General features: G+C 74.1%; 25 protein-coding genes. 8 read left to right on the top strand and 17 right to left on the bottom strand.

Features of this window, described 5'->3' with window-relative positions:
- The first annotated feature begins 37 nt into the window (after window positions 1–37).
- Complete coding sequence (locus OIM89_RS23605; RefSeq protein ID WP_217466946.1) at window positions 38–904, top strand: deoxyribonuclease IV; 867 nt, start codon at window positions 38–40, stop codon at window positions 902–904.
- A 26-nt stretch (window positions 905–930) separates the two neighbouring features.
- Here the strand turns inward: OIM89_RS23605 and OIM89_RS23600 are convergent, their stop codons facing one another.
- Window positions 931–1554, bottom strand: a complete 624-nt coding sequence (locus OIM89_RS23600; protein WP_179230606.1) for a sulfite oxidase-like oxidoreductase — start codon at window positions 1552–1554, stop codon at window positions 931–933.
- Window positions 1555–1710: 156 nt separating this feature from the next.
- Between OIM89_RS23600 and bfr the strand changes: the two genes are divergently transcribed.
- Window positions 1711–2190, top strand: a complete 480-nt coding sequence (gene bfr, locus OIM89_RS23595) for a bacterioferritin (protein WP_010637326.1) — start codon at window positions 1711–1713, stop codon at window positions 2188–2190.
- A 19-nt stretch (window positions 2191–2209) separates the two neighbouring features.
- Here bfr and OIM89_RS23590 read toward each other — a convergent pair whose 3' ends face one another.
- A complete protein-coding gene (locus tag OIM89_RS23590) occupies window positions 2210–2440 on the bottom strand; it encodes a bacterioferritin-associated ferredoxin (RefSeq protein ID WP_151170474.1) in 231 nt (76 codons plus the stop codon).
- Between the two features lie 513 nt (window positions 2441–2953).
- The gene (locus OIM89_RS23585; RefSeq protein ID WP_078858224.1) at window positions 2954–4273 is read right to left on the bottom strand and encodes a class II 3-deoxy-7-phosphoheptulonate synthase; all 1320 of its coding nucleotides are present in this window, start codon (window positions 4271–4273) and stop codon (window positions 2954–2956) included.
- Window positions 4274–4299: 26 nt separating this feature from the next.
- Here OIM89_RS23585 and OIM89_RS30075 point away from each other — a divergent pair, with 26 nt between their 5' ends.
- Together OIM89_RS30075 and OIM89_RS23580 are read left to right on the top strand one after the other, a co-directional pair.
- Window positions 4300–4485, top strand: a complete 186-nt coding sequence (locus tag OIM89_RS30075) for a trp operon leader peptide (RefSeq protein ID WP_107049086.1) — start codon at window positions 4300–4302, stop codon at window positions 4483–4485.
- 97 nt (window positions 4486–4582) lie between these two features.
- The gene (locus tag OIM89_RS23580) at window positions 4583–6514 is read left to right on the top strand and encodes an anthranilate synthase family protein (protein WP_217466947.1); all 1932 of its coding nucleotides are present in this window, start codon (window positions 4583–4585) and stop codon (window positions 6512–6514) included.
- A gap of 50 nt (window positions 6515–6564) precedes the next feature.
- Here OIM89_RS23580 and OIM89_RS23575 read toward each other — a convergent pair whose 3' ends face one another.
- From OIM89_RS23575 to OIM89_RS23560, 4 genes are all read right to left on the bottom strand, one after another.
- Entirely contained in the window at window positions 6565–7581 is a 1017-nt protein-coding gene (locus tag OIM89_RS23575) for a 2-hydroxyacid dehydrogenase (RefSeq protein WP_226965125.1), read from the bottom strand.
- 56 nt (window positions 7582–7637) lie between these two features.
- Window positions 7638–8351: a response regulator gene (locus OIM89_RS23570; protein ID WP_030697040.1), complete on the bottom strand. Its 714-nt coding sequence runs from the start codon at window positions 8349–8351 to the stop codon at window positions 7638–7640.
- Window positions 8348–9583 carry a MacS family sensor histidine kinase gene (macS, locus tag OIM89_RS23565; RefSeq protein ID WP_030697041.1) on the bottom strand — a complete coding sequence of 412 codons (1236 nt, stop codon included), beginning with the start codon at window positions 9581–9583 and terminating at the stop codon, window positions 8348–8350. Before macS ends, OIM89_RS23570 begins: the two co-directional genes overlap by 4 nt.
- A gap of 90 nt (window positions 9584–9673) precedes the next feature.
- Window positions 9674–10462, bottom strand: coding sequence for a lysophospholipid acyltransferase family protein (locus tag OIM89_RS23560; protein WP_030697042.1), 789 nt, complete (start codon window positions 10460–10462; stop codon window positions 9674–9676).
- 226 nt (window positions 10463–10688) lie between these two features.
- Here OIM89_RS23560 and OIM89_RS23555 point away from each other — a divergent pair, with 226 nt between their 5' ends.
- Together OIM89_RS23555 and OIM89_RS23550 are read left to right on the top strand one after the other, a co-directional pair.
- Window positions 10689–11477: an alpha/beta hydrolase gene (locus OIM89_RS23555; protein WP_047141614.1), complete on the top strand. Its 789-nt coding sequence runs from the start codon at window positions 10689–10691 to the stop codon at window positions 11475–11477.
- Window positions 11470–12093, top strand: coding sequence for a hypothetical protein (locus OIM89_RS23550; protein ID WP_195731137.1), 624 nt, complete (start codon window positions 11470–11472; stop codon window positions 12091–12093). The genes OIM89_RS23555 and OIM89_RS23550 overlap by 8 nt, the downstream gene beginning before the upstream one ends.
- Before the next feature lie 30 nt (window positions 12094–12123).
- Here the strand turns inward: OIM89_RS23550 and OIM89_RS23545 are convergent, their stop codons facing one another.
- From OIM89_RS23545 to OIM89_RS23520, 6 genes are all read right to left on the bottom strand, one after another.
- On the bottom strand, window positions 12124–12915 hold the full coding sequence (locus OIM89_RS23545; protein ID WP_374113526.1) for an endonuclease/exonuclease/phosphatase family protein: 792 nt from the start codon (window positions 12913–12915) through the stop codon (window positions 12124–12126).
- Window positions 12916–13211: 296 nt separating this feature from the next.
- On the bottom strand, window positions 13212–14153 hold the full coding sequence (locus tag OIM89_RS23540) for an ROK family glucokinase (protein ID WP_003947621.1): 942 nt from the start codon (window positions 14151–14153) through the stop codon (window positions 13212–13214).
- Window positions 14154–14233: 80 nt separating this feature from the next.
- Entirely contained in the window at window positions 14234–14722 is a 489-nt protein-coding gene (locus tag OIM89_RS23535) for a DUF5304 domain-containing protein (RefSeq protein ID WP_030697046.1), read from the bottom strand.
- Between the two features lie 76 nt (window positions 14723–14798).
- Window positions 14799–15989, bottom strand: a complete 1191-nt coding sequence (locus tag OIM89_RS23530) for an ArsA family ATPase (RefSeq protein ID WP_226965126.1) — start codon at window positions 15987–15989, stop codon at window positions 14799–14801.
- A gap of 47 nt (window positions 15990–16036) precedes the next feature.
- Window positions 16037–16483 carry an SRPBCC family protein gene (locus OIM89_RS23525; protein ID WP_195731135.1) on the bottom strand — a complete coding sequence of 149 codons (447 nt, stop codon included), beginning with the start codon at window positions 16481–16483 and terminating at the stop codon, window positions 16037–16039.
- Window positions 16484–16632: 149 nt separating this feature from the next.
- Window positions 16633–17403 (bottom strand): metallophosphoesterase family protein, encoded by a 771-nt coding sequence (locus tag OIM89_RS23520; RefSeq protein WP_078858222.1) that lies wholly within the window; start codon window positions 17401–17403, stop codon window positions 16633–16635.
- A gap of 279 nt (window positions 17404–17682) precedes the next feature.
- Between OIM89_RS23520 and OIM89_RS23515 the strand changes: the two genes are divergently transcribed.
- Window positions 17683–19479: an AMP-dependent synthetase/ligase gene (locus OIM89_RS23515; protein WP_030697050.1), complete on the top strand. Its 1797-nt coding sequence runs from the start codon at window positions 17683–17685 to the stop codon at window positions 19477–19479.
- Between the two features lie 88 nt (window positions 19480–19567).
- Here the strand turns inward: OIM89_RS23515 and OIM89_RS23510 are convergent, their stop codons facing one another.
- Window positions 19568–20710: a glycosyltransferase family 4 protein gene (locus OIM89_RS23510; RefSeq protein WP_047470777.1), complete on the bottom strand. Its 1143-nt coding sequence runs from the start codon at window positions 20708–20710 to the stop codon at window positions 19568–19570.
- A gap of 118 nt (window positions 20711–20828) precedes the next feature.
- Between OIM89_RS23510 and OIM89_RS23505 the strand changes: the two genes are divergently transcribed.
- Window positions 20829–22124 carry a glycosyltransferase 87 family protein gene (locus OIM89_RS23505; protein ID WP_030697052.1) on the top strand — a complete coding sequence of 432 codons (1296 nt, stop codon included), beginning with the start codon at window positions 20829–20831 and terminating at the stop codon, window positions 22122–22124.
- On the opposite strand, the gene OIM89_RS23500 is transcribed toward OIM89_RS23505, so the two are convergent.
- From OIM89_RS23500 to OIM89_RS23490, 3 genes are all read right to left on the bottom strand, one after another.
- Window positions 22081–23271, bottom strand: a complete 1191-nt coding sequence (locus OIM89_RS23500; RefSeq protein ID WP_226965127.1) for a hypothetical protein — start codon at window positions 23269–23271, stop codon at window positions 22081–22083. The two genes, OIM89_RS23505 and OIM89_RS23500, sit on opposite strands and share 44 nt — an antisense overlap.
- A 39-nt stretch (window positions 23272–23310) precedes the next feature.
- Complete coding sequence (locus OIM89_RS23495; RefSeq protein ID WP_047470773.1) at window positions 23311–24339, bottom strand: C40 family peptidase; 1029 nt, start codon at window positions 24337–24339, stop codon at window positions 23311–23313.
- 293 nt (window positions 24340–24632) lie between these two features.
- Window positions 24633–25661, bottom strand: a complete 1029-nt coding sequence (locus tag OIM89_RS23490; protein WP_226965128.1) for an NlpC/P60 family protein — start codon at window positions 25659–25661, stop codon at window positions 24633–24635.
- Window positions 25662–25745: the final 84 nt, after the last annotated feature.

The raw sequence follows: 25745 nt of genomic DNA, 5'->3' as shown, positions 1-25745 counted from the left end.
GGCGGGGAACGCGCCCCGCCGTGCGACCCTTGACCTCGTGAACAAGAGCAGCATCGGTGCCCACATCCCCGTCGCGGGCGGCCTCGCCAGGACCGGCCTCGCCTACGCCCAGGACCTCGCCGCCGAGGCGGTGCAGGTCTTCGTCGCCAGCCCGCGCGGCTGGGCGACGCCCGCCGGCGACCCGAAGCAGGACGAGGAGTTCCGCCGGCTCTGCGCCGAGCGGGAGATACCGGCGTACGTGCACGCGCCGTACCTGATCAACTTCGGCTCGCACACCGAGGCGACCGCCGCGAAGTCGGTGGACTCGCTGCGGCACTCGCTGCGCCGGGGCCGGGAGATCGGCGCCCTCGGCGTCGTCGTGCACACCGGTTCGGCGACCGGCGGCCGCTCCCGCGAGACGGCGCTGGCGCAGGCGCGTGAGCTGATGCTGCCGCTCCTGGACGAGCTGGGCGACGACGACCCGTACCTGCTGCTGGAGTCGACGGCCGGACAGGGCGCCTCGCTCTGCGCCGAGGTCGACGACTTCGGCCCGTACTTCGACGTGCTGGAGCGGCACCCGAAGCTCGGCGTCTGCCTGGACACCTGCCACATCCACGCCGCCGGTCACGACCTGGCGGCGCCCGGCGGGGTGAAGGAGACGCTGGACGCGCTGGTGGCGACGGTCGGCGAGGGCCGGCTGCGGCTGATCCACGCCAACGACTCCAAGGACGTAGCCGGCGCCCACAAGGACCGGCACGAGTCGATCGGCTCGGGCTCGATCGGCGCGGACCCCTTCGGCGAACTGCTGGCCCATCCGGCGGTGGCCGGGGTCCCCCTGGTCATCGAGACGCCGGGCGGCAAGGAGGGCCACACCGCGGACGTGGCCCGGCTGAAGGAACTGCGGGACGTGGCACAGGGCGGCTGAGCGCCAGGTCCCCGGACACACGCGTCCTACAGCCCGGGGCCGTCCCCCGGTTCCTCCTGGTAGGAGTAGCGCTGCTCCCGCCAGGGGTCGCCGACGTTGTGGTAGCCGCGTTCCTCCCAGAACCCGCGCCGGTCGGCCGTCATGTACTCGATGCCGCGCACCCACTTGGGGCCCTTCCAGGCGTACAGGTGGGGGACGACCAGGCGGAGCGGGAAGCCGTGTTCGGCGGTGAGGAGTTCGCCGTCCTTGTGGGTGGCGAAGACGGTGCGGTCGTCGAGGAAGTCGCTGAGCCGCAGGTTGGAGCTGAAGCCGTACTCGGCCCAGACCATGACGTGGGTGACGTGACCGGCGGGGGGCGCGGCCTCGGCGACCGTGCGGGCCAGCACCCCGCCCCACTCGGCGTCGAGCATGCTGAACTTGGTGACGCAGTGCAGGTCGGCGACGACGGTGGTGTACGGCAGGGCGGTGAACTCGTCGTGCGTCCAGGTGTGCTTGCCCTCTTCGGCGGTGGCGCCGAAGACCCGGAACTCCCAGCGGTCGGGGCGGAAGCGCGGCACGGGCCCGTAATGGGTGACCGGCCACCCGCGCTGGAGCCGCTGTCCGGGAGGGAGCTGTGGCTGCTGCGCCTCGCGGCTTTCCGGCTGTCCCATGCCTTCCATCCTGACAGACCCGGGCGGCCGGAAATGACCAGGGCGGTCCCGATTCGGGCATCTGCCACTAAGCCTGCACTTACTGGACCAGGGGTCACGGCTTTGCGAGGATGCGCGCATTCCTGCCCCGTCCGCACCCTGGAAGGAGCCCTTGCCATGCAGGGCGATCCCGAGGTCATCGAGTTTCTCAACGAGCAGCTGACCGCCGAGCTGACGGCGATCAACCAGTACTGGCTGCACTACCGGATCCAGGACAACAACGGCTGGTACAAGCTGGCCAAGTACACGCGTGCCGAGTCCATGGACGAGATGAAGCACGCGGACAAGCTCACCGAGCGCATCCTCTTCCTGGACGCCCTCCCCAACTACCAGCGGCTCTTCCACGTCCGGGTGGGCCAGACGGTGACGGAGATGTTCGAGGCGGACATGCAGATCGAGCTGGAGGCGGTGGACCGGCTCAAGCGGGGCATCGAGGTGATGCGGTCCAAGGGCGACCACACCTCGCGGCGGCTCTTCGAGGAGATCCTGGAGGACGAGGAGCACCACATCGACTATCTCGAAGCGCAGTTGGCGCTCATCGAGAAGATGGGTGAGGCGCTGTACATCGCCCAGCAGATCGAGCAGCCCGACAGCTGAGCGCTACGGGCTCCCGGGCTCAGGCCGCTTCGTCGAGCGGCGCGGCGCTCTCGGCGACGCCCCGGCACCCCGCGGCGTGGCGACGGGGGGCGGCGCCCCGGCCCAGCAGGGCCTGGATGCGGCGCACACAGGAACCGCAGTCGGTCCCGGCCTTGCACGCGGAGGCGATACTGCGCGGCGTACCGGCGCCCGCGGCCGCACGTTCCCTGACTTCTTCCTCGGTGATGCCGAAGCAGGAGCAGACGTACACGCGGTTCACCTCCCCGGAAATACGGCGGTCGGACGGCCCCGCACCGACCGATCGAACCGACCCTTCGGTGAGGCTAACCTAACCTTACCCACCAGGGGATGTCCGGAACAGCCCGGGTAAGCCGCTGGGGCGCGGATCACAGATCAATCCGCGCCCCACTTCCGCAGCCACTCCTTCTCAGCCCGGCGGCCACGTCCGAGCCGACCGGCACACTCCCAGCCCGACCGGCACATCCAGCACACCCCGAGCCCGACTGCCACGCCCCCAGCCCGACGGGCACACCCCCAGCTCGGCCGACGCACTTCAAGCCCGGCCGGCGTTTGAGGCCACAGTTCAAGCCCGGCCGGCGTTTGAGGCCATCTTTGACCGGCACGGTCGAGACGACGCGAGACCCATTGCAGCCCGGCCGGCGCTTGAGGCCAAACCCAGCCCGGCCGGCGCTTGAGGCCAAACCAGGAACGGCCGCAGGGCCCGGCCGAAGCCGAGCCCCACACAAAACCGGGCCGGAGGCCCTCACTGCCCCCGGTACATCTCCGCCACCAGGAAGGCGAGGTCCAGCGACTGACTCCGGTTGAGCCGGGGGTCGCAGGCCGTCTCGTACCGCTGGTGAAGGTCGTCGACGAAGATCTCGTCCCCGCCGCCGACGCACTCGGTGACGTCGTCACCGGTCAGCTCGACATGAATCCCGCCGGGGTGCGTCCCGAGCTCCTTGTGGACCTCGAAGAACCCCTTCACCTCGTCGAGCACGTCGTCGAACCGCCGGGTCTTGTGTCCGGAGGCCGCCTCGAAGGTGTTCCCGTGCATCGGGTCGGTGACCCAGACGGGCTGCGCGCCGGAGGCGGTGACCTTCTCCACCAGGGTGGGCAGCCGGTCACGGATCTTGTCCGCGCCCATCCGCACGATGAAGGTGAGCCGCCCGGGCTCGCGCTCCGGGTCGAGGCGCTCGATGTACTCCAGCGCCTCCTCCGGGGTGGTGGTGGGGCCGAGCTTGATGCCGATCGGGTTGCGCACCTTGGAGGCGAACTCGATGTGGGCGCCGTCCATCTGCCGGGTGCGCTCACCGATCCACACCATGTGGCCGGAGACGTCGTACAGGTGGCCGGTGCGCGAGTCGGTGCGGGTCAGCGCCGTCTCGTAGTCCAGGAGCAGCGCCTCGTGGGAGGCGTAGAACTCGACGGTGCGGAACTCCTCCGGGTCGGCGCCGCAGGCCCGCATGAAGCTCATCGCGTTGTCGATCTCGCGGGCGAGCTTCTCGTACCGCTGGCCGGACGGGGAGGACTTCACGAAGTCCTGGTTCCAGGCGTGGACCTGGCGCAGGTCGGCGTAGCCGCCGGTGGTGAAGGCGCGCACGAGGTTCAGCGTGGAGGCGGAGGCGTGGTACATCCGCTTGAGGCGCTCGGGGTCGGGGACCCGGGCCTCCTCGGTGAAGTCGAAGCCGTTGACGGAGTCGCCCCGGTAGGTGGGCAGCGTCACGCCGTCGCGGGTCTCGGTGGGCTTGGAGCGCGGCTTGGAGTACTGGCCGGCGATGCGGCCGACCTTCACCACCGGCACGGAGGCGGCATAGGTCAGGACGGCGCCCATCTGGAGGAGCGTCTTGACCTTGGCGCGGATGTCGTCCGCGCCCACGCCGTCGAAGGACTCCGCGCAGTCGCCGCCCTGGAGGAGGAACGCCTCGCCCCGGGCGACGGCACCGAGACGGGCCCGCAGCTGGTCGCACTCGCCCGCGAAGACGAGCGGCGGGAAGGACTCCAGCTCCGTGACCACCCGCGCCAGGGCTTCCTGGTCGGGATACTCGGGCTGCTGCGCGGCAGGCAGGGCTCGCCAGGACGGCACACGGGCAGCTGAGTTCTCAACAGTCGATGTCACGAGAGCCAGGGTACGGCCTCGGCCCGGGGCGTCCGGCGCTCTGCCCACAGTGTGGGACGAGCGACACACACGGTGCGGAAAGCGCACCCGGTGGCCGTGGCGGGTGCGCTAGGCTCCGCCCCATGACTGCGCAGCAGACCCAGAACTGGTGGTGGACCGCTCATCCGGCGGCCCGCTGACTGACGCGCTCAGACTTCACCCAGGCCGCCCCGAGGGGCGGCCTTTCGCATGTCCGGGGCCGTTCCTCCCACCTCACCCCTGAGGAAAGGAACACCCTTGCCTTCGACAGCGCCCACCCCGCCCGAAGCCCCCTTCGACCTGGCCCGGCTGACCGCGCCGGACGCCCCGCCCTTCGCCCTGCTGCGGCGCTCCGCCCCCGGTCTCGACGGGCGGACCGTGGAGGTGCTGACCGGCCCGGTGCGCGAGGTGCACCACCTCGCCGACCTGCCCGTGGACGAACGCCCCGCCCTCGCCCTGGTGCCCTTCCGCCAGATCCGGGAGCGCGGCTTCGACGTACGCGACGACGCGACCGGGCTGGTGGTGCTGCACGCCGACGCGGTGCGCCAGATGCCGGTGGAGGAGGCGCTGGCCGCCCTTCCCGCTCACCCGGTGGAGGTGGCGGACGGCGGTTTCGACCTGGGCGACGGGGCGTACGAGGAGGTGGTCCGCCGGGTCGTCGCGGACGAGATCGGCGGCGGTGAGGGCGCCAACTTCGTGATCAGCCGCACCTGGGAGGGGAGGATCGAGGGGTACTCACGCGCCGACGCGCTGGCCCTCTTCCGCCGCCTGCTGGACCAGGAGCGGGGCGCCTACTGGACGTACGTGGTGCACACCGGCGAGCGGACCCTGGTCGGGGCCAGCCCGGAGGTGCACGTGCGGATGTCGGGCGGCGGCCGGGACGAGGCGGGCGGCACGGTGGTGATGAACCCGATCAGCGGGACCTACCGCTACCCGGCCGAGGGGCCGACAGCGCAGGGCCTGCTGGACTTCCTCGACGACGCCAAGGAGCGCGACGAGCTGTCGATGGTGGTCGACGAGGAACTGAAGATGATGTGCGCCGTCGGCGACCTCGGCGGGGTGGTGGTCGGCCCCCGGCTGAAGGAGATGGCGCACCTGGCGCACACCGAGTACGAGCTGCGCGGCCGCTCCACCCTGGACGTGCGCGAGGTGCTGCGGCAGACCATGTTCGCGGCGACGGTGACCGGCTCGCCGGTGCAGAACGCCTGCCGGGTCATCGAGCGGTACGAGCCGGGCGGGCGCGGCTACTACGCGGGCGCCCTCGCCCTGCTGTCCACCGACGCCTCGGGTGCCCAGAGCCTGGACTCGCCCATCCTCATCCGTACCGCCGACGTGGACGCGGCCGGGCTGGTCAAGGTCCGGGTCGGCGCCACCCTGGTCCGGGGTTCGGACCCGGCGGGAGAGGTCGCCGAGACGCACGCCAAGGCGGCGGGGGTGCTGGCGGCGCTCGGGGTGCGGCCGGCCCGGCCGAAGGCGGGTCCGGCGCCGGTGCGGTTCGCCGACGACATCCGGGTGCGGGCGGCGCTGGATGCCCGCCGGGAGCGGCTCTCCCCGTTCTGGCTGCGGATGCGCGAGCCCGTGGCCCCGGTGGCCGGGGAGGCGCTGGTGGTGGACGCCGAGGACACCTTCACCTCGATGCTGGCCCATGTGCTGCGGGCGGCGGGGCACCGGACGACGGTGCGCCGTTTCGACGAGCCGGGGCTGCGCGAGGCGGTGGCGGCGCACCGGGGAACGGTGGTGCTCGGCCCCGGCCCCGGCGACCCCTCGGACCCCGCCGATCCCCGGATGCGGCTGCTGCGCGAGGTGACGGCGGACGTACTCGACGCGCGGCACGGTGGGCGCGGGGTGCTCGGGGTCTGCCTGGGCCACGAACTGATCGCCGCGGAACTGGGCCTCCCGCTGGTCCGCAAGCGGGTGCCGTACCAGGGGGCGCAGGTGCGGATCGACCTGTTCGGGCGGCCGGAGACGGTCGGCTTCTACAACAGTTACGTGGCCTCGTGCGACGACGAGGCGGCCGCGGAGCTCGCGGCGCACGGCATCGAGGTGAGCCGGGACGCGGCCGGGGAGGTGCACGCGCTGCGCGGTCCTGGGCTCGCGTCGGTCCAGTTCCACCCGGAGTCGGTGCTGTCGCTGCGCGGGCCGGCGCTGGTGGCCGAGCTGCTGGCGGGGGTGCCGGTCCAGGCGGGCTGAGGTGGCCGGGGCCGGGGTCCGCCGCCGTGCGGTGGCGGACCCCGGCGGGGTCAGCGCGTCGGGAGGGCCGGGACCAGGACGTTCTCGCTGCGGCGTCCGGCGAGGTAGTCGCGGATGTTGCGGACGGTGGTGCCGATGATCTCGGTGACGGCGTCCTCGGTGTAGTACGCCTGGTGGGAGGTGACGACGACGTTGGGGAAGGTCATCAGGCGGGCCAGCACGTCGTCGGTGACCACGTCGAGGGACTTGTCGTAGAAGAAGAGGCCGGCCTCGGCCTCGTAGACGTCGAGGCCGACGCCGAGGAGGCGGCCGGCGCGCAGGACGTCGACCAGGGCGCGGGTGTCGACGAGGCCGCCCCGGCTGGAGTTGACGAGGATCGCGTCGTCCTTCATCAGGTCGAGGGCGTGGGCGTCCACGAGGTGTTCGGTGGCGGGCAGCAGTGGGACGTGCAGGCTGACCACGTCGGCCTCGCGGAACAGCTCCTCGCGCTCGACGTAGCGCATGCCGAGCTCGCGGCAGGCGGGGTTCTCCGCCACGTCCCAGCCCAGCAGGTTCATCCCGAAGCCGTGGGCGATCCGGGTGAACGCCTCGCCGATGCGGCCGGTGCCGATCACGCCGACGGTGCGGCCGCGCAGGTCGCGGCCCATCAGCCCCTCCAGCCGGAAGTCGAAGTCGCGGGTGCGGTTGGCGGCCCGCACGATGCGCCGGTTGACGGCCATCGCGAGGGTCCAGGCGAACTCGGCGACGGAGTACGGCGAGTAGGAGGAGACCCGGGCGACGGTCAGGGCGAGGCGTTCGGCGACGTCGAGGTCGATGTTGTTGAAGCCGGTGGAGCGCTGCGCGACGAACTGGGTGCCGCCGGCCGCCAGGGTCTGGAGCACGGGGCCGCCGAGGTCGGCGTTGACGCTGGTGGAGACGGCCTCGTAGCCGCGGGCGATGGCGGCGGTGTCCCGGTTGAGGAAGACGTCGACGCACCGCACCTCGTGCTCGCCCGCGAAGGCGTCGGCGAAGGCCCGTTCGATCAGCGGCCGCTCGTCGTCCTGCACGCCGAATGCCAGGATCTCCACGCCGTCTCCCCGGGTCGCTGGGCTGGTGGGCCGCCTCAGCGTGAGGATACGGCGGGTCAGCGCTCCGCGCCCGGGGTCCCCTCGGCCTCGTCCTCCTCGTCGAGCCCGGCCTCGATGGCGTACCGGACCAGTTCGACGCGGTTGTGGAGCTGGAGCTTGCCGAGGGTGTTCTGCACGTGGTTCTGGACGGTGCGGTGCGAGATGACGAGCCGCTCGGCGATCTGCTTGTAGCTGAGCCCCTTGGCGACCAGCCGCAGCACCTCCGTCTCGCGGGCGGTCAGCCGGGGCGCGTCGGGCTTGCCCCGGGTGGGGGCGGGTCCGGCGGCCAGTCTCCGGTACTCGCCGAGGACGAGCCCGGCCAGGCCCGGGGTGAAGACGGCGTCGCCGCGGGCGGTGCGGTGGACGGCGTCGATCAGCTCCTCGGTGCCGGCGGACTTCACCAGATAGCCGGTGGCGCCGGCCTTGACCGCCTCCAGCACGTCGGTGTGCTCACCGCTGGCGGAGAGGACCAGCACCCGCGGCCCGCCCTCGCCGGCGACCTCCTGGCAGACCCGGGCGCCGGGCAGCCCCGGCAGGTTCAGGTCGAGGACCAGCACGTCGGGCCGGGTGGCCCGGGCCCGGCGGACCGCCTGCGGCCCGTCCCCGGCGGTGGCCACCACCGCGAACCCGGCCTCGGCCAGGTCCCGGGCTACCGCGTCCCGCCACATCGGGTGGTCGTCCACCACCATGACCCGCACCCGCGCGCCGGGCGCCTGCTCTTCGGTCGTCACTGCGTCCCCTCCCCCGCCTGGGCCGGGTACCGGCGGCTCGTCGCCGCCTCCCCGCCGCCCTCGTCCTGCTTCGGTACGGTCAGCTCCACCTCGGTGCCCTGCCCCGGCACCGAGACCAGCTCGGCGGTGCCGCCGAGGTCGCGCAGGCGGCCCTGGATCGACTGGGCCACGCCGAGCCGCCCCTCCTCGGCCGCCTCGGCCAGCCGCCCCTCGGGGATGCCGGGCCCCTCGTCGCGTACGGAGACCAGCACCTGGTCCGGCTCGTCCTCCACCAGGACCCAGGCGCGGGCGCCGGGGCCGACGTGGGTGCGGACGTTGTCCAGGGCGGCTCCGACGGCGGCGGCCGTCTCGCGGGCGGCGTGCGGGGCCAGCTCCACCGGGGTGCCGGGGCCCGAGAGGGTGACGCGGGCGTCGGCGTGGCGGCCGAGCAGCGCCATCAGGTCCTGGGGCCGCGTGCCGTCCTCGGGCACCGTGTCCGGGCCGGGGGCCGTACGCGGCTCCGGGACCGGGCCCTGGGTGATCAGGCGGCGCAGCGCCGCCTCCTGCTCGCCGGCGAGGCGGCCGAGTTCCGCGGCCTCGCCGCCCACCGCGGTGCCCCGGCGCTGGACCATGGCGAGGACCTGGAGGACCCCGTCGTGGATGTCGCGCGCGAGGCGTTCGCGTTCGCGGGTGGCGGCCTGGATCTCCAGGGCGCGGGCGAGGGCGCGCTCGGAGGCACGGGCGACCTCGACCACGTAGCCGATCGCGATGGCGGCCACCCAGACCAGCAGCACGTTGTGGAGGGTGTTGGGGCTGGCCTCGCCGCGCTGGGCGAGGTTGGCGGCGCCGACCAGGGTGGAGGCGGCCGCCGCCCAGCGCCAGCCGCCCTTGAGCGCGCAGGCGAGGACGGCCCCGGCGGTCCAGATGGAGGGCAGCGTCGGGCCGTCGGCGGCGTGCCGTCCGGCGCCGTCGGCGAGCGGGGTGAGCAGGATGCCGGCCAGCGCGAGGCCGGTGTCCACGGCGAGGAAGGGGCGGGTGCAGCGGGCGGCGCCGGTGAAGCGGGGCAGCGTCGCCAGCGTCCACACCAGCAGGACCGCGAGGTAGCCGAAGGCCACCTGGGGGCGCTCGTAGGAGTCGCGGGCGACGACGGCGATGGCGACCGCGTAGACGGCGGTCAGCGCGCGGTACGCGGTCAGCGCGCGCCACAGCGGTTGCTCCACCGACATGCTCATGGCGGCCGCCTCACGTCTCATTCCCGCGCCCCCGTCTCCCGGCCGCCAGGACCGGCGGCCTCTTCCGCCGACAAAAGTAACCGGAAACGGGGTGCGGGCGCGGAGGACGTCTCAGGCGGCCCGGCCGCTGTCGTCCTGCTCGCGGGCGGTGGCGGCCTTGGCGGCGGCCTTCTCCGCCTTGGCGATGGCCTTCTCCTCATCGGCCCGCTTCTTGGCGTCCTCGGCCATCTGCCGCCTGGCGACGGTGGCGTAGACGTCGACGTACTCCTGGCCGGAGAGCTTCATGATCTCGTACATGACCTCGTCGGTCACCGCGCGCAGCACGAAGCGGTCGTGGTCCATGCCCTCGTACCGGCGGAAGTCCAGCGGCTTGCCGATGCGGATGCCGGGGCGCATCAGCTTGGGGCGGACCTGGCCGGGGGGCTGGATCTTCTCGGTGTCGATCATCGCGACGGGGATGACGGGGGCGCCGGTGGCCAGCGCCACCCGGGCCAGGCCGCCGGGCTTGCCGCGGTAGAGGCGGCCGTCCGGGGAGCGGGTGCCCTCCGGGTAGATGCCGAACAGCTCGCCGCGCTCCAGCACCTCGATGCCGCTGCGGATGGCGGCCTCGCCGGCGCCCCGGCCGCCGGAGCGGTCGACGGGGAGCTGGCCGACGCCCTTGAAGAAGGCGGCGGTCATCCGGCCCTTCACGCCCGGCGTGGTGAAGTACTCCGCCTTGGCGATGAAGGTGACCTTCCGGTCGAGCATCGTGGGCAGGAAGAAGGAGTCGGAGAACGACAGGTGGTTGCTGGCGAGGATCGCCGGACCGTCGGCGGGAATGTTCTCGATGCCCTCCACCCACGGCCGGAAGGCGACCTTCAGCGGCCCACCGATGACGACCTTCATGGCTCCGTAGATCAAGGGTCTTCCTCCTGCCGGGTATGTCGCCAGAGACCTTAACCCGTGGCGGGCGCGGTGCCCTCCTCGGCAGCGGCCGGCCGGCGGTGGCCGCGGGACGTCACGGAACCTGGTCGGTACAGGCCCGGTCGCGTACGGTGAAGACCACACCAGCCCGCACCGGCGGCGGCCGCGACGCCCCCTCCGGAGCCGTCTGCCCCCGTCCGCGCCTCACGAACGGAGACCGAAGGTGCCGGTCCTGCCTGGAGCCGAACCGTACCGCCACGACGGCGGCCCCACGGGTGTCCTCCTCTGCCACGGCTTCACCGGAACACCCCAGTCGATGCGCCCCTGGGCCGAGGACCTCGCCGCCCGCGGCCACACCGTCTCCCTGCCGCTCCTCCCCGGCCACGGCACCCGCTGGGAAGACCTCCAGCTCACCGGCTGGCAGGACTGGTACGCGGAGGTCGACCGGGCCCTCGGCGAACTCCTGGCCCGCTGCGAGCGGGTGTACGTCGCCGGGCTCTCGATGGGCGGCGCGCTGGCCCTGCGGCTGGCCGCCCGGCACGGGGACGCGGTGCGCGGCGTGGTCGTCGTCAACCCGGCCAACAAGGTGCACGGCCTGAGCGCCTACGCGCTGCCCGCCGCCCGCCACCTGGTGCGCACCACCAAGGGCCTGGTCTCCGACATCGCCCTGGAGGGCTCCGAGGAGGTCGGCTACCACCGGGTGCCGCTGCACGCCGCGCACTCCCTGCGGAACTTCTTCCGGCTGGTCGACGCGGAGCTGCCGCAGGTCACCCAGCCGCTGCTGCTCCTGCGCAGCCCCCGCGACCACGTGGTGCCGCCCGCCGACTCGGCGCGGGTGCTGGGCCGGGTCTCCTCGCGGGACGTGACGGAGATCCTGCTCCAGAACAGCTTCCATGTGGCGACACTGGACCACGACGCACCGCGCGTCTTCGAGGAGAGCGCCGCCTTCCTCGCCCGCACCGGGGCGAACGGAGCGGACAGCAGGCCGGAAGGGGAGGCCGTCAGTGGCTGAACAGGGCGCGGGCCGCGAGGAGAACTGCGAGCCCGACGAGCAGAAGCCCCCGCTGGACGAGAAGGCCGCCTGGGAGGCGATCGTCGCCGGGTACGGCGAGGAGCCGGCCGACCCGCCGGGCGCCCGGCCCTTCAAGTCGGTCGAGGAGATGGCCGACCTGGACCGCGAGCTGCCGTCCGTCACCACGGACCCGGCCGGGGGCACCGACACCCTGGAACCGGAACGGCCGCCGCTGGGCGGCTCGGTCTCCTTCGCCCCGGGCATCGGACCGCGCGACTACCGGCTCGCCGAGGAGAACACCCCGGCGGGCAAGGACGGCAAGGGCAGCAAGGGCGACGAGAAGGGCGGCGCCACCGAGGACGACGACGAGGGCCACTTCGTCCCGCCCGAGCCGCCGCCGCTGCCGGAGGCCGACACCACCACCCGCTTCGCCTGGATGGCCGTCCTCGGCGGCCCGCTCCTGCTCCTCCTCGCGGTCCTGCTGGACTGGGACATGACCTGGTGGCTGACGACCCTCGGCGTCGGCGGCTTCCTCGGCGGCTTCGCCACCCTGGTCGTCCGCATGAACGACGGCGACGAGGACGAGGACGACCCGGGGCGCGGGGCCGTGGTCTGACAGGCCCGGACCGCCGGGCAGGGCCCGGGCTCAGCGCCCGGCACCGGGCACCCGCAGGGCCGCCAGCACCGGCAGATGGTCGGTGGCCCGGACCAGGTCGTCCTCGGTGAACGGCGGTACGCCCGAAGCGGCCGTGCCCGGCGCGGGGACCCCGCAGCCCAGCACCTCGATGCCCGGGGTGGCGAAGACCGCGTCGATCCGCTGGTGCGGGTCGGCCGGGGTCGAGGTGTACTCACCGCCCCAGGGCCGCACCGCCCAGCCGTCCTGGAGCTCCGAGGCCAGCCGCCGGAAGGTGCGGCCCTTGGGGCGCTCGTTGACGTCACCCCCGGCCACGGCGTGCTCCACCCCCATCGCCGCCAGCCGCTCCAGCACCATCCCGCCCTGCGCGTACCGCTCGTCCTTCTGAAGACTCAGGTGGTAGCTGAGCACGCCCAGCCGGACCTGGCCGAACCGCACCACCGCCGTGGAGAACCCTCGCCGGTGCAGCCCCGGAGTGAGCGGCAGCAGTTCGTCGTGGGCCGACTCCACGGTGGCCCGCAGCGAGCAGAGCAGCGCCGGGCCGGCCGCCGGGGCGCCGCCGGACAGGACGACGAGCCCCGAGGCGGCCGCCAGCCGCCCCAGCGGTTTGCGCCAGCGGAAGAACCGGGGCGCCTCCTGCACCAGGACGAGGTCGGGGGCGCAGGCCCGCACCACACGCGCGACGGCCGCCGGATCGTCCCTCAGCGACCGCACGTTGTAACTGAGCACCCGCACCACGGCGTCCCCGCCCACCTGCCCGGACGCGGGCAACTCCCCCGGCCCGGACCGCACCATGTCGACCATGCCCCCAAATTAACCGTCCCCCGACGACTCAGCGTTCACTGTCGACCTGGGCGAGTTGCGTCGCGGCGTACGGGTCCCCGGCGACGGCCACACCTCCAGCCCGGCCGGCGCTTGAGGCCACACCTCCAGCCCGGCCGGCGCTTGAGGCCACACTTCCAGCCCGGCCGGCGCTTGAGGCCATCGGTGACCGGCACCGCAAGCCGGCCCGCACCCGACCGAAGCCCGGCCGGCGCCTGAGGCCAGAAAGGGGGCCCGGCCCACCGGGCCGAACCCCCGAGAGCGAGCCGAGCGCCGGCTCAGCCCTGACGGGCAAGGTCGGCCGCACCGACCAGCCCGGCCTTCCCGCCCAGTTGAGCGGCGAGCACCTGCGCATGAGGCCGCCAGGCCCCCCCGATGAGCCACCGCCGGAACGACTTCCGGATGGGATCAAGCACCAGCTCCCCCTCGTCGGAGACGCCCCCTCCGACGATGAACGCCGAGGGGTCGAAGAGCGAGGCAAGATCGGCCAGCCCGGCCCCGGCCCACCGCGCCAGCTCCCGGAACGAGTCGACGGCGACAGGGTCCCCCTGCCGCGCGGCCTCCGAGACGTGCTTCCCCTGAATCCCCTCGGTGGTCCCGTCCCCGAGCGACAGCAGCAGCACCGCGTTCTCGGGCGTGGCCGCCGCCCGCTGCCGCGCGTACCGCACGAGGGCCCGCCCGGAGGCGTACTGCTCCCAGCACCCCTGGCTGCCGCAGCCGCAGAGCAGCCCGTCGGGGACGACGCGGATGTGGCCGAACTCGGCGGCGACGCCGAACCGGCCGCGGCGCAGCTTGTTGCCGATGATGATGCCGCCGCCGAGGCCGGTGCCGAGCGTGATGCAGATGACGTCGTCGTGGCCCTTGCCCGCGCCGAAGCGGTACTCGCCCCAGGCGGCGGCGTTGGCGTCGTTCTCGACGACGACGGGCAGGCCGACGCGCTGCTCGACCTTGTCCTTGAGCGGCTCGTGGCGCCAGTCGATGTTGGGCGCGAAGAGGACCGTGGCGCGCTTGTCGTCGACGTATCCGGCGGCGCCGATCCCGACGGCCTCGATCTCGTGGCCCTCGCGGGCCCCTTCGACCGCGGAGGCGATGGCGTCCACGATGGCCTCGGCGGTCGCAGGTGTCGGCACCGTGAAGGTGTTGAGGATCGCGCCCTCTTCGTCCACGACTCCGGCCGCGATCTTCGTGCCGCCGATGTCGACGCCGATGGTCAGTCCCATGTGTCCCTCAGTTCAGGTCGAGCCCCGCTGCGGGCCACGGTACCCGAGGGGCGGGCGTCGTCCGGGAGTTCGGGACGGGTTCAGTCGAGGTCGATGTGTTCGGCGGGGCCGGGGCCCTCGTCGTCCGGGCGGCCGCCGGGGCGCGCCTCGCCGGTGGGCTCCTCGGGCCTGCGCGGTGGCGGGGTGGCGGCGCCGGTGCCCTTGGTCCAGCCGCTCTCCTGCTTCTCGACGGCGGAGCGGTAGGCGGCGAGGAGTTCGGAGCCGGCGGCGGCGAGGTGGCCGAAGACCTCCGGGTTGCGGGCGATGACCGGTTCGGCGGCGGCGCGGGCCTGCCGTACGGCCTGTTCGGCGCCCTGGACGGCGGCGCCGAGGAGGTTGCCCTCGGCGAGCTTGCCGGTGACGGCCTCCATCAGCTTGCGCAGTTCCTCGGCGGCGGAGCCGGGCGGGGTGCCGTACCGGGCGCGGCGGCGCTCCCGCTCGGCGGCGAAGTCCTCGGCGCACGCCTGCCCCCAGGCGTCCTCGTCGGCGCCGGGTCGGTCGGTTCCGGGGCGCTCGGTGGCGTCGCTCATGGGCCAGCTCCTGCGGCGGGTGAAGGGAGGGGTACTCCCTTCCGACGGTACCGGAACGGCGGCCTCGGGGCGGGGTTCAGCGGCCCTGCGGCCACTGGGCGGGGTCGGGGGTGAAGCGGACGGTGAGCGCCCCGTCGCGCAGGGCGGCCCCGGCGACGGTGCAGCGGCGCAGGACGGCGGGGAGCGGGAGGATGCGGCGGAACGGTCCGGCGGTGACGACCAGTTCGTCGGAACGGCGCACCAGGTCGAGCTGGTCCCGGGTGGCACCGGGCAGCTCCAGGCGCCACAGCAGCACCCCGTCCTCGGCGAGCCGGTCCTCGACGCGCGGTTCCACTGCGGCGGGTACGGGTCCGGGCGCGGGCACGCCGAGGGCGTCCAGGTCCTCGGGGCCGCGCGGGTCGTGGCCGAGATGCGGGACGCGGACGGCCGGGCCGCCGGGGTCCTGGTCCCAGGCGTCGAGGGTCTTGGCCTGCTGGGCGAGGAGCGGCGCGGCCCAGGCTCCGGTGCCCTCGGCGGGCAGCACCCGGTTGGCGAGGACGGGGCCGGCGGGCAGGGCGTGCAGGGCGAGGGCGGTGCGGGCCTCGCGGAGGGCGTCGGCGGCGGCGGGGCCGGGTTCGGCGACCAGGGTGACGCTGGTGCCGGGCCTGGTCAGGGCGGCCTGGGCGGCGGCCAGCTCGGTGTCCCAGCGGGCGGCGGCCGCGTACAGGCCCTCGCCGGGGAGCGGGAGTCCGGCGAGGCGGCCGAGGAAGGGGCGCAGGGCACGGGCGGCCTGGCGTTCGGCGGGCAGGAGCCGGGCGAGGTAGCGGCGGAGTTCGCCGGGGAGGGAGAGCAGGGCCAGCGCGCGGGGGGCGGCGGGCAGGTCGACGACGACGAGGCCGGGGCGGGCGGGGTCGCCGTCGGGGAGGGCGGCGAGTTCGCGCAGGGCGCGGAGCAGGGCGAGTTCCTCGGCGCCGGGGAGCGGGGTGAGTTCGTCGGCGGCGAGCGGGGTGGCGCCGAGCGCGTCCAGGGCGGTGGCGGCGCGTTCCTGGAGGGCGAGGAGGTCGGCGCGGAGCCGGTCGGCGGCGTCCAGGCGCAGGGCGTGCAGGCCGGGGGCGGCCTCGACGGGTGCGGGGCCGAGCGGGGTGCCGAGGGCGGTGCCGAGGCGGTCGCCGGGGTCGGCGGTGAGCAGCAGGACGCGGGTGCCGGTGCGGGCGGCGGCCCGGGCGGTGGCGGCGGCGAGGGTGGTGCGGCCCGCGCCGCCGGGTCCGGTGACGAGGACCGTGCGCACGGTCGTCCTCCCTGTTCGGGGGTAGTGCCCTTGGTGGGGCGGGCGGGTCAGGCGTCCGGTTGGGACTCGACGCGCTTCTTCAGCCCGGCGAGGGCGCGGTCGATGATGACCTTCTCGGCCTTGCGCTTGATCATGCCGAGCATGGGGATCTTGACGTCGACGGTCAACTGGTAGGTGACCTCGGTGCGGCCCTCGCCGAGGGCGGCGAGGGTGTAGGAGCCGTCCAGTTCGCGGAGCATCTGCGACTTGACCAGGGTCCAGCGGACCTGGTCGGGGCCGTTCCAGGTGTAGGCGAGGGTGTGGTCGTCCTTGATGGCGCCGGCGTCGAGGACGAGGCGGACCTGTTCGGCGCGGCCCTGCTCGTCGGTGGCGAGGACGTCGGCCTCCTTCACCTCGCCGGTCCACTCCGGGTAGCGGGCGAAGTCGGCGATGACGGCCATGACCTCGGCCGGGGCCGCGTCGATCGTGATGCTAGAGCTGGTGTGTTCCGCCATCGCCGTGGCTCCTCCATGCTGAACGGTGCGGCCGGGCCCGTCCGGGTGCGGCCTCGGCCGGGTGCTGTCGGGCGTCCCGCCGCGTGCAGGCTACCGCGCGCCGGGGTGGGCGAGGTCACGTGGCTCCCCCGGCGCCGGGCGGGGCCGGGTCACCAGGTGAGGGCCCAGGGCTTGCCGGTGCCGGCGAAGTGGCCGACGTTGACGCACTCGGTGGCGCCGATCCGCATCCGGCGGGCCAGCGGCTGGTGGACGTGGCCGAAGAGGGCGTACCGGGGGCGGGTGCGGTGGATGGCGTCGAGCAGGGCGGAGCTGCCGCGTTCGAAGCGGCGGGCGACGGTGTCGTAGAGGAGTTCGGGGACCTGGGGCGGGATGTGGGTGCAGAGGACGTCGACCTCGCCGAGGGCCTCGATCTTGGCGGCGTACTCCTCCTCGGGAATCTCGTACGGGGTGCGCATCGGGGAGGGCAGGCCGCCGCCGACGAAGCCGAAGACGCGGCCGCCGATCTCGGTGCGGGTGCCGTCGAGGACGGTGGTGCCGGGGCGGGCGTACTCGGGCCACAGGCGGGGCACGTCGACGTTGCCGTAGGTCGCGTAGGTGGGGGTGGGGAAGGCGGCGAAGAGTTCGGCGTACTGGCGGCGGACCGCCTCCTCCAGGGCGCTCTCGCGGTCGATACCGGCCCACAGGGTGCGCTGGAAGGCGCGGGCCTCCTCGAAGCGGCGGGCGGTGCGCAGCTCGACGACGCGGGTGGCGGCCTCGGCGCCGAAGAGGTCGGGGAAGATGCCGCGCGCGTGGTCGCGGTAGTCGAGGAAGAGGACCAGGTCGCCGAGGCAGATCAGGGCGTCGGCGCCCTCGCCCGCGCGGGCGAGGTCCTTCGCGTTGCCGTGGACGTCGCTCACCACATGGACTCGTGTACCCGCCATGTCTGCCACCCTAGAACCACGGGCCCGTGCCGGGTAGACCCGGCCGGACCTGCGCTTACTTCACAGTGGCAAAGGCGGTGGACTAGGGTGCCCGGAGCATCGCCGCGCCGTGTGATGGATCAGACAGATCTCCCGGACCCCCTATCGGAACCGTCGTACCGGTGGGTAACGTCCGGGCAGTCCAGTTGTGCTCACCCCACTGAGCACCTGCCCGATCTTGGACCGCACCGTCGCATCGCACAGTGTCGTGGCGCCGGCGCCCTATGAGGAGCAGCAGTCTTGCGCGAGTTCAGCCTTCCGGCCCTGTACGAGGTACCAGCGGACGGAAATCTCACCGACATCGTCCGGCGCAACGCGGAGCGGCACCCGGATGTGGCCGTGATCGCCCGGAAGGTGGACGGCGCGTGGGAGGACCTGACCGCCACGGCCTTCCTCGCCGAGGTCCGCGCCGCCGCCAAGGGCCTGATGGCCTCCGGCGTCCAGCCCGGCGACCGGGTGGGGCTGCTCTCCCGGACGCGGTACGAGTGGACGCTGATGGATTTCGCGATCTGGAGCGCCGGCGCGGTCACCGTCCCGGTGTACGAGACCAGTTCGCCGGAGCAGATCGAGTGGATACTCGGTGACTCGGGCGCCGTCGCCTGCGTCGTGGAAACCCCGGCGCACGCCGCCTCGGTCGAGTCGGTCCGCGGCGCCCTGCCCGCCCTCAAGCACGTCTGGCAGCTGGACGCCGGCGGCGTGGCCGAGCTGGAGCGGGCCGGGGCCGGCCTCAGCGACGAGGCCGTCGACGAGCGCAGTGCGCTGGCCGGGGCCGACGACCCGGCGACGATCGTCTACACCTCGGGCACCACGGGCCGCCCCAAGGGCTGCGTGCTGACCCACCGCAGCTTCTTCGCGGAGTGCGGCAACGTGGTGGCACGGCTCAAACCGCTCTTCCGCACCGGCGAGTGCTCGGTGCTGCTCTTCCTCCCGGTGGCGCACGTCTTCGGCAGGCTGGTGGAGGTCGCCGCGCTGATGGCGCCGATCCGCCTGGGTCTGGTCCCGGACATCAAGCACCTCACCGACGAGCTGGCCTCGTTCCGCCCGACCATGGTCCTGGGCGTCCCCCGCGTCTTCGAGAAGGTCTACAACTCGGCGCGCGCCAAGGCCCAGGCCGACGGCAAGGGCAAGATCTTCGACAAGGCCGCCGACACCGCGATCGCCTACAGCCGCGCGCTCGACACCCCCCAGGGCCCCTCGCTGGGCCTCAGGCTCAAGCACAAGCTCTTCGCCAAGCTGGTCTACAGCAAGCTCCACACGGTCCTCGGCGGCCGCGGCGAGTACGCGATCTCCGGCGGCGCCCCGCTCGGCGAGCGGCTCGGCCACTTCTACCGCGGCATCGGCTTCTCGGTGCTGGAGGGGTACGGCCTCACCGAGTCCTGCGCCGCCACCGCCTTCAACCCGTGGGACCGTCAGAAGATCGGCACGGTCGGCCAGCCGCTGCCCGGCTCGGTGGTCCGCATCGCCGACGACGGCGAGGTCCTCCTCCACGGCGAGCACCTCTTCGACCGGTACTGGAACAACGAGGCGGCCACCCGCGAGGCGCTGGCCGACGGCTGGTTCCACACCGGGGACATCGGCACCCTCGACGAGGACGGCTACCTCGCGATCACCGGCCGCAAGAAGGAGATCATCGTCACCGCCGGCGGCAAGAACGTCGCCCCGGCCGTGATCGAGGACCGCATCCGCGGGCACGCCCTGGTCGCCGAGTGCATGGTGGTCGGCGACGGCCGGCCGTTCGTGGGCGCGCTGGTCACCGTGGACGAGGAGTTCCTGGTGCGCTGGGCGGCCGACCACGGCAAGCCGGAGGGCTCGACGGCGGCCTCGCTGCGGGAGGACCCGGAACTGCTCGCGGAGATCCAGCGCGCGGTGGACGACGGCAACGCGGCGGTCTCCAAGGCCGAGTCGGTCCGCAAGTTCCGGGTGCTGCCCTCGCAGTTCACCGAGGAGTCGGGCCACATCACGCCCTCGCTGAAGCTGAAGCGCGGCGTGGTCCTCAAGGACTTCGCCGACGAGATCGAGGCGATCTACGCCCGCTGATCTCCGGCGCGTGTACGGGACGAGGGTCCGCCCCCTGCCACAGGGGGCGGGCCCTCGGCGTACCGGCTCGGGGCTCGGGGCTCGCGGCTCAGAGCAGTGCGCGGAGCCGTTCGGCGAGGAGGTCCCAGCGCCAGGTGGACTCGACCCAGGCGCGGCCGCGTTCGCCCATGGCGGCACGGAGGGCGGGGTCGGCGAGGAGGGTGGTGAGCCGGTCGGCCACGTCCTCGGGGCGGGTGCCGCGCACCACCCAGCCGGTCTCGCCGTCGAGGACGGCGTCGGGGGCGCCGCCGGAGTCCCCGGCGACCACGGGCAGCCCGGTGGCGGAGGCCTCCAGGTAGACGATGCCGAGCCCTTCGACGTCCAGGCCGCCGCGCCGGGTGCGGCAGGGCATGGCGAAGACGTCGCCCGCGCCGTAGTGGGCGGGGAGTTCGGACCAGGGGACGGGGCCGGTGAAGTGGACGGAGCGGGCCACGCCGGTGGTCTCGGCGAGGGCGCGCAGCTCCTTCTCGTACGGCCCGCCCCCGACGATCAGCAGGACCGCGTCGGGCTGCGCGGCGAGCACCCGGGGCATCGCCTTGATCAGCGTGTCCTGGCCCTTGCGGGGGACCAGGCGGGAGACGCAGACGACGACCGGCCGGTCGGTGAGGCCGAGGCGGGCGCGGACGGCGTCGCCGCCGCTGTCCGGGTGGAAGGTCTTCTCGTCGACGCCCGGCGGCAGGTGCGCCATGCGGGCGGCGGCCTCGGGGGTGAGCGCCCGGGCGATCCGCGAGCGGGTGTACTCGCCGAGGTAGGTGATCGTGTCCGTGGACTGGCCGATCCGCCGCAACAGGCCGCGTGCGCCCGGCAGTTGGGCCCAGCCCGCCTCGTGGCCGTGGGTGGTGGCGACCAGCCGCCCGGCGCCGGCGCGGCGCAGCGCGGGCGCCATCAGCCCGAGCGGGGCGGCGGCGCCGAACCACACCGAGGTGCAGCCGTGTTCCCGCAGCAGCCCGGTGGCGCGCCGGGTGGCGGCCGGGGTGGGCAGCAGCATCGTGGTGCGGTCGCGGACGACGGGGAAGGGCTGTTCGGCGTCGAAGGCGGCGGTGGCCTCGGCCCCCTCCCGCCCGCGCTTCCAGGTGGAGGCGTAGACGACGATCCGGTCCGGGTCCAGGCGCAGCGCCATGTTGTGCAGGAACGCCTGGATGCCGCCGGGGCGCGGCGGGAAGTCGTTGGTCACGATCAGGGTCTTGTCCATCGCGCCCGACAGTACCGAACGGCTCCGGGCGCGGTGCCACGGCCGTGTCCGATGGTGGCCCGGGCGGCCCGGCGGGCATCATGGCTGGTCCCGTACGGCGACGAGGGGACGAGAGGGCATGACGGCGACGACGGACGCCACCGCGACGAGGGGTGCGGCAGGCGGGGACCGGCCCCCGCCGACGGCCCAGATCCTGGCCCCGGTGGCGGCCTGGGTGGCGACCAGGATGGCGCTGCTGCTCTGCGTCCTCCAGGTCTGGGTGGTGCCGGGACCGGACGTCACGGTCGACGTGTCGGTCATCTACCGGAACTGGTACGGGGTGCTCTCCACCGGCGCCTTCCCGGCCGACGACGTCACCTGGCAGTACCCGCCCGCGGCGGCGCTGGCGATCCTCTCCCCCGCCCTGCTGCCGTTCCTGGAGTACGCGCACGCCTTCTTCGTCCTGGTGCTGCTGGCCGACGCTGCGGTCCTCACGCTGCTGCTGCGGGCCTCGCACGGCCCGGACCGCTCGCGGCGCGGGGTGTGGGTCTGGGTGGCCGGGGTGGTGCTGCTCGGCCCGACGGCGTACGCGCGCTACGACCTGATGGTGGCGGCGGTCGCGGTGGCGGCGCTGCTGGCCGGGGTGGGCCGGCCCCGGCTCATGGGGGCGCTGGTGGCGTTCGGGGCGCTGCTGAAGGTGTGGCCGGCGCTGCTGCTGATCGGGGTGGCGCGGGGCGCGGTGCGGCGGGTCTGGGTGGCGGCGGCGGTGACCGGCGCGGTGGTGCTGGCGGCGTTCGCGGTCGCGATGCCTAACGCGCTGGGGTTCCTGACGGCCCAGCGCGACCGGGGCACCGAGGTGGAGTCGCTGGGGGCACTGGTCTTCCATGTGGCGCGGTACTTCGGCTGGGAGGGCGAGGTGCGGCTGCACTACGGCTCGCTGGAGTTCCTGGGGCCGGGAGTGGCCGGGGTGAGTGTGGCGGCGCAGCTGCTGTCGGTGGCGGCGCTGGGGTGGCTGGTGTACTGGCGGCTGCGGGCGCGGGTGTCCACGGCGGGCACGACGGCCGACGCGGCGTTCACGGCGGTCCTGCTCTTCACCACGACCAGCCGGGTGATCAGCCCGCAGTACCTGCTGTGGCTGGTGGCGCTGGCGGCGGTCTGCCTGCTCTTCGCCGGGAGCTGGATGACGCGGCCCGCCGTGCTGGTGGTGGCCGCCTCGGCGGTGACGGTGCTGGAGTTCCCGGTCTTCTTCGGCGACGTGGTGGGCAGCACGCCGCTGGGGGTGGGGCTGATGCTGCTCCGCAACGGCCTGCTGGTGGCGGCCTGCCTGCTGGCGGGCCGGGCGCTGTGGCGCCGTACGGTGCCCGGGGCGGCCGGTGCCGCGCCGGACGGGCTCAGCCCAGCCGCTCCCGGAGGTACGTCCGCCAGGCAGCCGTGAACTCCGCCCGGGTGGTGCCCAGCACCTCGCGGAAGGCGGCTTCCCCGGCGCGGGTCCCGGCGGCCCGGTAGAAGGCGCGTAGCCGCTCCTCGCCCCACCGCTCGGCCATCAGGCGGCAGGCGAGCCAGCCGCCCTCGTAGGCCCGGTCCAGCGCGCCGCTGTCCCCGTCGAAGGCGAAGGCGGCGTCGTCCGGGAGGGCGCGCGGCACCTCGCCCCGGGCCACGGCGGCGCTCAGCGCGGGCGCGGCGGCGGCCAGGGGGCGCGGGGCGGCCCGGTGCGCGGCCCGGTCGGCGAAGCCCTCGGAGAGCCAGAGCGGGGTGGCGGGGCCGGTCGCGCTCCGGGTGGCGACGTGCACGGTCTCGTGGGTGAGGACGAACTGCTGTCCCCGGGCGCCCAGTTCGCGGTACGCCTCGGGGTTGGCGACGATCCGGTCGGCGGGGGTGCCGGGCTCGGGCGATCCGGTGGTGACGGCGGCGACGCCCCGGTAGCCGTCGGGCTCCCCGCCGAGCAGCGCGGCGGTCCCGGCGAGCGAGCCGGGGACGAGGACGACGACCCGGCGGGGCCAGTCGCCGCCCCAGGCCTCGTCGGCGACGGGTACGGCCCGCTCGGCGAGCCGGGCGAACTCCCGGACCTCCCCTGCGCTCCCGGTGCCGAGGACCAGCCCCCAGCTCCCCCGCCGGGCGCGGACGGTCCCCTGGTCCCAGAGGAGCTGGGCGGTGCCCGGGGCGGCTTCTTCGGAGCGGACCCGCCAGCGGCCCTCGTGGCGGACGAGGCCGAGGAGGCGGCGGGCGGTGGCGGGGGCCGGGTCCTCGCCCCGCAGGCGGTACCGCAGGGTGGCCTCGACGGTGGCGGTGGCGGTGGCGGAGCCCGCCTCGACCCCGGTGACCCGGTACGCCCACCCCGCGAGCGGGACCTCGGCGAGCCGGGCCCAGAGGCTGTCCTGTCCGGTGCCGCCGGTGCTGGTGGCGCTCCAGGCGGCAAGGTCGCGCTCCCGCAGGGCGGTGGCGCGCCGGCCGAGCAGGGCGGTGGCCTCTGCCCGGTCGAGCGGGGGCGGGCCGGAGGTGGGGGCGCACCCCGCCGCCAGCAGCGCGGCGAGCCCCAGCCGGGCCGCCCGGCGCCGCCCGACGGCGCCCTGAGCTTCGGTCACGGTCGCCGATCGTACGGGCCGCGCGGGCCCGGCCGGTGGTCAGACCCGGGTGACGGAGGCGATCGGCATCATGCCGACCGGGTCGTAGCGGACCGAGGCGCCCGGGTAGGGGGCGTGGATGACCTGGCCGTTGCCGACGTACATGCCGACGTGGCTGGCGTCGGCGCGGTAGGTGACGAGGTCGCCGGGGCGGGCCTGGGAGAGCGGCACGTGCTGTCCGGCGTACCGCTGGGCCTGCGAGGTGCGCGGGAGTCCGACGCCCGCCTGGGCGTAGGCCCACTGCATGAGGCCGGAGCAGTCGAAGCCGCCGGGGCCGTTGGCGCCCCACACGTAGGGCTTGCCCAGGGCCCGCTGGGCGGCGGCCACGGCGGTGCCGGCGCGGCCGGAGAGGGCGATCCCGCCGAGATCGGGCCGGCCGGAGCGGGAGGCGCGCCGGTCGTGGGCGTCGCGCTCGCCGTCGGGCAGCGCCGCCAGCAGGGCGCGGGCGCGGGCCAGTTTGGCCTCGACGGTCCGCTTGTGGCGGGCGGTGGCGTCCCGGCTGCGGGTGAGTTCGGCGAGGGTGGCGGCGGCCTCGGCGCGCTCCTGGGTGAGGAGGCGCTGGGCCTGGGTGAGGCGGTTGAGTTCACCGGCCCGGCGCAGGCTGATCCGGTCCAGGGTGGCGGCCTTCTCCAGGTACTGCTCGGGGTCGGAGGAGAAGATCAGCTCCAGCGCCGGGTCGACGCCGCCGCTGCGGTACTGGGCCCCGGCGAGCGCGCCGAGGGCGCCGCGCATGGTGTTGACCCGGTCCTGGCCGCGTGCCACCCGGTCCTGGGTGCGGCGGAGTTCGGCGCGCAGGGCGCCGGTGCGCTCGTCGGCCTTGTTGAACGCCTCCGTGGCCCGCTCGGCCTCGGTGAGCAGCCGCTCCACGGAGGCGCGGGTGGCGGCCGGCTCGGGCTTGGCCTCGGCCGGGGCGGCGCCGCCGAGCGTGGCGGCCGCGGTGGCCGCCGCCGCGGACAGCGCGGTGGCGGCGGTGACGCCTCTGGCGTGGCGTGCGGTGTGCGACGTACCGGTGTGTCGGTGGGACCCCACTGGAAGCCGTTCTCCCCTCCGCTGAAGTCTCCCCCGGCTCTGGCGGGGAAGTGCGCGGCAGACAGTAGCGGGGCGATCACCCGCGCTCCAACGACCTCGGATGGGGCAAATGGGGGTGTTGTGCGACATCCGCAGGTCACCGGCGGAGTCGCGGGGGGACACGAGCCACGGGGATTCCCTCGTTCGGGCGGTGTCGGCCGTCGGTGGGGCGGGGAGGCGGCGCGGTGCGAACGGCCGCGAGCCGGAGAGGCCCTGGCCCCTCCGGCTCGCGTGGTGTCCGTGGTGTCCGTGCGTCAGATACGGACGCCGAACATGTACGGCATGTTGTTGATCGACTCGTAGCGCACGTTGGCGCCGGGCTTCGGGGCGTGCAGCACCTGGCCGTTGCCCGCGTAGAAGCCGACGTGGTGCAGGTCGCTGTAGAAGATGACCAGGTCGCCGGGCTTGAGGGCGCTCTGCGAGGCGATCCGGGTACCGGCGTTGGCCTGGTCCTGCGACATGCGCGGGATGGTGTAGCCGGCCTGCGAGAAGGCCCACGAGGTGAGGCCCGAGCAGTCGAAGGAGTTGGGGCCGGTGGCGCCCCACACGTACGGCGTGCCGACCTTGGACTTGGCGGCGGCCAGCGCGGCGGCGCCACGGTTCGAGGCGGGGACGGCGTCTCCGAGCTCCACGCGGTCGCCGGCGGAGCGGCTGGCGCGCTCCTCCTCCTGCTGGATCTCGGCGCGCTCGGCGGCGGTGAGGCTGTTGAGGAGCTTCTGCGCGTCGGCGAGCTTCCCCTGGACCTGCTTCTTCTTGTCGCCGAGTTCCTTGCGGGTGTCGCTGAGGTCCTGGAGCTTGGCCTGGGCCTCCTGGCGCTGCTGCGCGAGGTCGCGCTGCTTGGCCTGGATCTTCTTGACGCCCTCGGCCTGCTTGGAGCTGAGCTGGTCGAGCGCGGACGCCTTGTCCAGGTAGTCGTCCGGGTCGGCGGAGAGGAAGAGCTGGAGCGAGGGGTCGATGCCGCCGGTGCGGTACTGGGCGCTGGCGGCCGAACCGAGCGCCTGGCGCAGCTCGTTCAGCTCCTCCTGGCCACGGGCGACCTTGTCCTGGAGGTTGCCTATCTGGCCCTCCAGCTTGTCCTGCTTCTCCTTGGCGCCGTTGTACTTCTCGGACGCCTTCTCGGCCTCCTCGTACAGCTTGTCGACCTTCGCCTTGACCTCTGCCTTGGACGGCTTGGGGTCGGCGTGCGCGGTCTGGGAGGTGAGTGCCACGGCAGCGGCGGCGGTCGCGGTGAGCACGGTCACGCGGGTGCGGCTCGGCTGCTTGGGTCGACGGTGGGACGCCACGAAGGCGAGCTCCTTCTTCCTTCAGCCGCCTACCGACGAACCCGGTGGGCGGGTACCTCCGCTGTCACCCCGGGTGGGTGATCA

The sequence above is a fragment of the Streptomyces sp. BI87 genome (assembly GCF_025957665.1).
GTDB classification, from domain to species: Bacteria; Actinomycetota; Actinomycetes; order Streptomycetales; family Streptomycetaceae; genus Streptomyces; species Streptomyces albidoflavus.
This window is presented reverse-complemented; position numbering and strand designations above follow the sequence as displayed.